Origin of the sequence: Planobispora rosea, from assembly GCF_014648175.1 — a bacterium.
GTDB classification, from domain to species: Bacteria; Actinomycetota; Actinomycetes; order Streptosporangiales; family Streptosporangiaceae; genus Planobispora; species Planobispora rosea.
Genome location: NZ_BMQP01000006.1, coordinates 271,655 through 278,870 on the forward strand (window position 1 = coordinate 271,655; position 7,216 = coordinate 278,870).

The 7,216-nt window shown below is 71.5% G+C and carries 6 protein-coding genes; all 6 read left to right on the forward strand.

Annotated elements, in window-relative coordinates:
* Positions 1–74: 74 nt before the first annotated feature.
* Positions 75–1,631, forward strand: a complete 1,557-nt coding sequence (locus IEZ08_RS08715) for an AMP-binding protein (RefSeq protein ID WP_189241963.1) — start codon at positions 75–77, stop codon at positions 1,629–1,631.
* Between the two features lie 96 nt (positions 1,632–1,727).
* Complete coding sequence (locus IEZ08_RS08720) at positions 1,728–3,212, forward strand: AMP-binding protein (protein WP_068926375.1); 1,485 nt, start codon at positions 1,728–1,730, stop codon at positions 3,210–3,212.
* On the forward strand, positions 3,209–4,447 hold the full coding sequence (locus IEZ08_RS08725; RefSeq protein ID WP_068926373.1) for a type III PLP-dependent enzyme domain-containing protein: 1,239 nt from the start codon (positions 3,209–3,211) through the stop codon (positions 4,445–4,447). The genes IEZ08_RS08720 and IEZ08_RS08725 overlap by 4 nt, the downstream gene beginning before the upstream one ends.
* On the forward strand, positions 4,444–4,893 hold the full coding sequence (locus IEZ08_RS08730) for a cobalamin B12-binding domain-containing protein (protein ID WP_068926371.1): 450 nt from the start codon (positions 4,444–4,446) through the stop codon (positions 4,891–4,893). The genes IEZ08_RS08725 and IEZ08_RS08730 overlap by 4 nt, the downstream gene beginning before the upstream one ends.
* Positions 4,890–6,179: a methylaspartate mutase gene (locus IEZ08_RS08735; protein ID WP_068926369.1), complete on the forward strand. Its 1,290-nt coding sequence runs from the start codon at positions 4,890–4,892 to the stop codon at positions 6,177–6,179. Before IEZ08_RS08730 ends, IEZ08_RS08735 begins: the two co-directional genes overlap by 4 nt.
* Positions 6,180–6,300: 121 nt before the next feature.
* The coding region (locus tag IEZ08_RS08740) for a beta-ketoacyl synthase N-terminal-like domain-containing protein (RefSeq protein WP_189241964.1) at positions 6,301–7,216 on the forward strand (916 nt) is incomplete at its 3' end.

The following is a 7,216-nucleotide window of genomic DNA, read 5'->3' on the forward strand; positions in this document are numbered from 1 at the left end:
ATTCGTTCGCGAAACTATGTCGCGGGCGCCCGACCGACAACCCGGAATGAACCCCTGAATGTCATGGAGACGTGATGAGCGACACCCTGCACGGACGTTTTCTACGCGGCCTGAGTATTTCTCCCGACGGTACGGCCGTGCGCACGGCCGGAACGGAGATCAGCTATTCCGAACTGCACCGGACGGCCCTCGAACTGGCGGGCGCGCTGCTCGCCGGCGAGCGCCCCGCCGCGGTGGGGGTGCTCGCCGCGAAAGGGGTGGAGGCCTACGCCGGGATCCTGGCCGGCCTGTACGCCGGGGTCACGGTGGTGCCGCTGCAGCCCGCCTTCCCCGCCGCACGCACGGCCGCGATGATCGAGGCGGCCGGGGTGACCGCGGTGATCGCCGACGACCCGGGCCGGGCCCGGCTCCGCGAGATCGAGGAGCTCGTGGAGCCCGGCCGGGCCGTACCGCGCCTGGTCGAGCCGGGCGGCGAGCCCCTGACGGACCCGGTGTCCAGCACCCCCGGCAGTGTCTCCGGCGGTGCCCCCGGCGGTGCCCCCGACGATGTCGCCTACATCCTGTTCACCTCGGGCTCGACCGGGCGGCCCAAGGGCGTCACGATCACCCACGGCAACACGGCGCACTACTTCGCCCTGCTCGACGCGCGCTACGACTTCACCGCGGCCGACGTCTTCACGCAGGTCTTCGACCTGAACTTCGACTGCGCCATGTTCGACCTGTTCTGCGCCTGGGGCGCCGGCGCCACGGCCGTGGTCGTGCCGCCCTCCGCCTACCGGGACATCCCGGGGTTCCTCGCCGAGCAGGGCGTGACCGTCTGGTTCTCCACGCCCAGCGCGATCTCGCTGGTCAGGCGCATGGGCGGTCTCCGTCCCGGGTCGATGCCCGGCCTGCGCTGGAGCTTCTTCGCCGGAGAGGCGCTGCGGTGCGAGGACGCGGCCGAGTGGGCGCGGTCGGCGGACCGCTCGACGGTGGAGAACATCTACGGCCCGACCGAGCTGACCATCACGGTCAGCGGGCACCGGTGGTCGCCTGAGCGCACCCCCGGACTGGCCGTCAACGGCGTGGTGCCGATCGGCCGGATCCACGACGGGCACGAGTACCGCCTGCTGGAGGAGACGGACGGGGAGGGCGAGCTGTGCATCAGCGGCCCCCAGCTGACCCCGGGCTACCTGGACCCGGCCGACGGCGAGGGCCGCTTCACGGTCCTCGACGGCCGCACCTTCTACCGGACCGGCGACCGCGTGCGCCGCCTGCCCGGCGGCGAACTGGCCTACCTGGGCCGCCTGGACGCCCAGGTCCAGGTGAACGGCCTGCGGGTGGAACTGGCCGAGATCGAGCACGCGCTGCGCGGCTGCGCGGGTGTCGCCGAGGCGGTCGTGGTCGGCGTGGGGGAGGAGGGCGCGATCGTCCTGCACGCCTTCCACACCGGCGAGCGTACGGCGGCGGCGCGGCTGGCCGGCGAGATGCGCGCCCTGCTGCCGGAGCAGATGATCCCCCGGCACTTCCGGCACCTCGACGAAATGCCGTTGAACTCGAATCGGAAAATCGACCGCCCGCGGCTCAGGGAATGGGCGGTCAAGGGGGTTCCTAGGGGTACGGCGAGCGAACTCGCCGCGATTACCGTTTAAAGGGCGACCCGTGCGTCTCCGCCGTCCGGGCGACCGCGGCAGAAAAATATTCACAGGACACCCGTAGCATTCACTGTTGATTTCGTGGAGAGCCAGATGCTCGTGCATTCCCTTTTGGACGGAGCGGCGGCCGCGGCACCCGACGCGGTGGCGGTGAGCGACGCGGCCGGACGATGGACCTACGCGGAGTTGGACGCCTGCAGCAGGGCCGCCGCGGCCTGGCTGGCCGGCAACGGGATAGGGCGCGGCGACCGCGTCCTGCTCCAGGTGCCGAGCATCCGGGAGACCGTGGCGCTGCTGTTCGGCGCCTCGCGGCTGGGCGCCATCTTCGTCCCGATCAATCCGCAGATGAAGGATTTCCACTTGCGCTCGGTGGTGGAGAACGCCGAACCGGCGATGGTCATCACGGTGGCCGACCGGGTGCCGGTCGTCGAGGAGTGGGCGGGCGTGCCGGTGCACGCCCTCGACGAGGTGTGGGCCGAGGTCGAGCGCGGCGAGGCCGCGCCGTACCGGGAAGGGGTCGTCGAGCCGGACGACGTGGCCGTGCTCATCTACACCTCGGGAAGCACGGCGGCGCCGAAGGCGGTCATCTGCCCGCACGCCCAGGCGACGTTCGCCACCAAGGCGATCGTCGACATGCTCGGCTACCGCCCGGACGACGTGGTCTTCTGCCGGTTCCCGCTGTCGTGGGACTACGGCCTGTACAAGGTGCTGATGAGCTGCGCCGCCCGCGCGCAGATCGTGCTGGCCGACCGGGAGTCGGATCTGGTGCTGCTGAGCGCGATGGCCGACAGCGGCGCCACGGTCCTGCCCATCGTCCCGTCGCTGGCGACGATGATCCTCAAGCTCGCCGAGCGGCGCACCGCCCCCATGCCGCCCCTCCGGCTGATCACCAACACCGGGGCGGCGCTGCCGCAGGCCACCATCGACAGCCTGCGCGAGGTCTTCCCCGGCGTCGTGGTCGTCCGGCAGTTCGGGCAGACGGAGTGCAAGCGCGTCACCGTCATGCCGCCCGAGCTCGCCGACGAGCGGCCCGGCGCCGTGGGGCTGCCGCTGCCGGGCACCTCTGTGCGCATCACCGGGCCCGGCGGCGAGGCGCTGCCCACCGGAGAGGTCGGCGAGATCGTGGTGTACGGCCCCCACGTCATGCCCGGCTACTGGCGCAACCCGGAGGCCACGGCGCAGTCCTTCCGCACCGACCCGGCCACCGGCGAGCCGGTGCTGCACACCGGCGACTACGGCTGGCTGGACGAGGACGGATTCCTCTACTTCCAGGGCCGCCGCGACGACATGTTCAAACGGCGCGGGATCAGGATGAGCACGCTGGAGATCGAGAAGGCCGCGATGGACGTGCCGGGGGTGCGGGCCGCGACGGTACTGCCGCCGACGGCGGACCGCGACCTCGCCGTGGTCGTCGAGTCCGAGCTGGAGCCGCACGCGGTGCTCAAGGAGCTGGCCAGGCGGCTGGAGTCGGCCAAGGTGCCGGCGCTGTGCCGCAGCGTCAGCGAGATCCCACTCACTCTGCACGGAAAGAACGAGCGCGCCGGACTGGCCGCTCTCTTCGAGGGGAGCCTGCGATGATTCACCACGAGGAGCTGGCGGCCCGCTACGGCACCCCGCTCTACGTCTACGACCTGGACGAGATCTCCGCCGCCAGGCGCGACCTGTTCGACGCGCTGCCCGAGCCGTTCGCCCTGTACTACGCGATCAAGGCCAACGCGCATCCCGACGTGGTCCGCGCCATGCGCGAGGGGGAGGGCCGGGCCTGCCGCGCCGAGATCAGCTCGACCGGCGAGCTGGCGGCGGCGCTCGCGGCCGGTTTCTCCGGCGCGGACTGCCTCTACACCGGCCCCGGCAAGACCGAGGGCGAGGTGGAGGAGGCGCTCGCCAAGGGCGTGCGCCGCTTCTCCGCCGAGTCGGCGGGCGACTTCCGGCGGATCGCCGCCACCGCCGAGCGGCTCGGCCTGGTCGCCGAGTGCCTGCTGCGCGTCAACAGCGCCTCGGCGAGCGCGACCACCAGCATCAGGATGACCGGCAGGCCGTCGCAGTTCGGCTTCGACGCCGAGCGCCTCGTCGAGGAGGCCGCGCAGCTGACGGGCACGCCGGGGGCGCGGATCGTGGGACTCCACCTGTTCCCCCTGTCCAACGCCCAGGACGAGGAGAGCCTGATCGCCGAGTTCCGCGGGACCATCGCCCTGGCCGCGAGGATCCAGGACGAGCTCGGCATCCCCTTCGAGCTGGTGGACATCGGCGGAGGTTTCGCGGCGCCGTACGGCGAGCCGGGCGAGCGGCCGGTCTACCGGCGGCTGCGCCGGGAGCTGGAGGACGCCCTGGACGAGCACCTGCCCACCTGGCGTGCCGGCGCGCCCGAACTGGCCTGCGAGTCCGGCCGCTACCTGACCGCCACCTGCGGCAGCCTGGCGGCCGAGGTCGTCAACGTCAAGGACAGCAGGGGCAAGAAGTTCGCGATCCTGGACGCGGGCATCAACACCTTCGGCGGGATGTCCGGGCTGGGGCGGCTGCTGCCGCCCGCCGTACAGCTCGCCCACCCGGAGCGGGCCGAGCGTGAGACGGCCAGCCTGGTCGGGCCGCTGTGCACCCCGGGCGACGTGATCGGCAGGGAGGTCGAGCTGCCCGTGCTGCGGCCGGGTGACCTGATCGTCATCCCCAACGCGGGCGCCTACGGCGTCACCTCAAGCCTGCTGATGTTCCTGGGCAGGCCGGCCCCGGTCGAGATCGCCGTCCGCGGCGGCGAGGTCGTCTCGGCCACCCGCATCGAGCACCATCGGGTCGGCGAACCCGCGAGGCTGCCGTGAACCCGTCCACGGTTCGGGACCTGCCCGGCTCCGGGCGGGTCGCCGTGGTCACCAGCGTGGCCTCCGACGCCCACACCTGGAACCTGGTCTTCCTCCAGCTCCTGCTGGAGGAACTGGGCTTCGAGGTGGTCAACCTGGGGGCGTGCGTACCCGAGCGGCTGGTCGTGGAGGAGTGCCTGGCGAACCGGCCGGACATCGTCGTGGTCAGCAGCGTCAACGGCCACGGCCACCAGGACGGGCTGCGCCTGATCGAGCACGTGCGGGCGGTCGGGGAGCTGGCGGACCTGCCGGTGGTGATCGGTGGCAAACTGGGCGTCGCGGGCGTGGAGGACGGCCACGCCGCGGAGCTCCTCGCCGCCGGCTTCACCATGGTCGTCGAGGACGGCGCGGGCACCGCCCCGCTCACCGAGTTCCTCGAGTCGCTGCCGCAGCGGGCACTGCGATGAGCGGTGGCTTCGCCGAGTTCGTGCGCCGTGCGCGCGCACGCGGCTCGCTCGTCGTGCAACCCCGCATGGGCTTCGGCGAGACGCACGCCATGCGGGACGGGCTCGCGGCGACCAAGGCCGCCAACGCCACCACGGTCGGCACGCTCACGCTCGACAGCTACACGCGGGTCGGCGACTTCGAGGCCGCCCGCGAGGCGCTGGACAGGGGCAACGCGCTCAACGGCTACCCGATCGTCACCCACGGCGCGCAGGTCACCCGCGAACTGCTCGACGGCATCCGCGCGCCCGGCTTCCCCGTGCAGGTGCGCCACGGCTCGGCCCGGCCCGTGCCCATCTTCCGCTCGTTGATCGAGTCCGGGATCGAGGCGACGGAGGGCGGGCCGGTCTCGTACTGCCTGCCGTACGGGCGGGTGCCGCTGGCCGAGTCCGTGAGCAACTGGGTCCGGTGCAGCCAGCTGCTGGCCGGGCTGCGCGATGAGGGCCTGGAGCCGCATCTGGAGACCTTCGGCGGCTGCATGATGGGCCAGCTGTGCCCGCCCAGCCAGCTGGTGGCCATCAGCGTGCTGGAGGCGCTGTTCTTCTGCCGGTACGGCGTGCGCAGCGTTTCGGTGAGTTACGCGCAGCAGACCGATCCGGCTCAGGATGTGGAGGCGGTCTTCGCGTTGCGGCGGTTGTGCTCGGAGCTGCTGAGCGGCATTTCCTGGCACGTCGTGATTTACACGTACATGGGGGTGTATCCGAAGACCGCGCACGGCGCTTACGCGCTGCTGGCGGGCGCGGCCGAACTGGCGGCCTGGACCGGCTCGGAGCGGCTGATCGTCAAGACGATCGCCGAGGCGCACCGCATCCCCACGGTGGCGGAGAACGTGACGGCGCTGGAGTACGCCGGCGTGGTGTCGGCCGCCTCCAACCGGCTGCCCGCCCCCGACGGCGACACCCAGACCTACCTGGAGGCCCGTGCCCTGATCGAGGCGGTGCTCAACCTCGACGCGAACGTGGGGCGGGGCCTCCTGCGCGCCTTCCGGCACGGGTACCTCGACATCCCCTACTGCCTGCACCCCGACAACCAGGGCAGGACCCGCAGCTACATCGACGAGTCCGGCCGTCTGGCCTGGGCGGAGATCGGCAATCTGCCGATCGGGCATCTGGTGGAGCCCGCCGGAGCCGGGGCGCTCACCTCCACGGGGCTGCTCGCCGCGCTCTCCCATGTCCAGCGCAAATTCGATGGTGACCCGGGAGCGGTCAGGGGGCGGCTAGGGGTTCAGCCGCATATCAGCCTTTCGTAGCTTAAGCCCAGAGCCTGAGCGCAGCGCTTAAGGCACAGAGCTTAACGCATAGCAGTTTTCCCGGATGCTTCCGGTTATTTCGCGTTATTTACTTCATTGCCTGGCGGGTGGGGCGACGCATATGGACAACGAACAGAAACTCCTCGACTACCTCAAGCGTGCGACTGCCGACCTGCGTTCCGCCCGCAAACGCCTGAGCGAGGTGGAGCAGCGCGACACCGAGCCCATCGCGATCGTGGGAATGGGATGCCGGTATCCCGGCGGCGTCACCTCACCGGAGGAGCTGTGGCGGCTCGTCGCGGACGGGACGGACGCCATCGGCCGCTTCCCGCGTGATCGCGGCTGGGACGTGGCGGGGCTCTACGATCCGGAGCCGGGCAGGCCGGGCAAGACCTACGCCCGTGAGGGCGGGTTCCTGTACGACGCGGCGGAGTTCGATCCGGGGTTCTTCGGGATCTCGCCGCGCGAGGCGCTGGCCATGGATCCGCAGCAGCGGCTGCTGCTGGAGACCTCCTGGGAGGCACTGGAGCGCGCCGGAATCGACCCCACGGCGCTGAAAGGCAGCTCCACCGGGGTGTTCGCCGGACTCATGTACCACGACTACATGGGAAGCGGCGGCACAGGAGCGATCGTGTCCGGCCGGGTGGCCTACACGCTGGGCCTGGAGGGTCCCGCCCTGACCGTGGACACGGCGTGCTCGTCGTCGCTGGTGGCGATCCACCTGGCGGCGCAGGCGCTGCGTCGGGGCGAGTGCACGCTGGCACTGGCCGGCGGAGTCACCGTCATGGCGACCCCGGAGACGTTCATCGACTTCAGCCGGGAACGCGGCATGGCCGCCGACGGCCGGTGCAAGTCCTTCTCGGCCGACGCCGACGGCACCGGCTGGAGCGAGGGTGTCGGTGTGCTGGTGCTGGAGCGGTTGTCGGATGCGCAGCGGCTGGGGCATCGGGTGCTGGCGGTGGTGCGCGGGTCGGCGGTCAACCAGGACGGGGCCTCCAGTGGGCTGACCGCGCCCAATGGGCCGGCGCAGCAGCGGG

Bases quoted from the DNA above. Each gene is read 5' to 3' on its own strand.
- IEZ08_RS08715 (WP_189241963.1), top strand. From the start codon at position 75: ATGAGCGACACCCTGCACGGACGTTTTCTACGCGGCCTGAGTATTTCT.
- IEZ08_RS08720 (WP_068926375.1), top strand. From the start codon at position 1,728: ATGCTCGTGCATTCCCTTTTGGACGGAGCGGCGGCCGCGGCACCCGAC.
- IEZ08_RS08725 (WP_068926373.1), top strand. From the start codon at position 3,209: ATGATTCACCACGAGGAGCTGGCGGCCCGCTACGGCACCCCGCTCTAC.
- IEZ08_RS08735 (WP_068926369.1), top strand. From the start codon at position 4,890: ATGAGCGGTGGCTTCGCCGAGTTCGTGCGCCGTGCGCGCGCACGCGGC.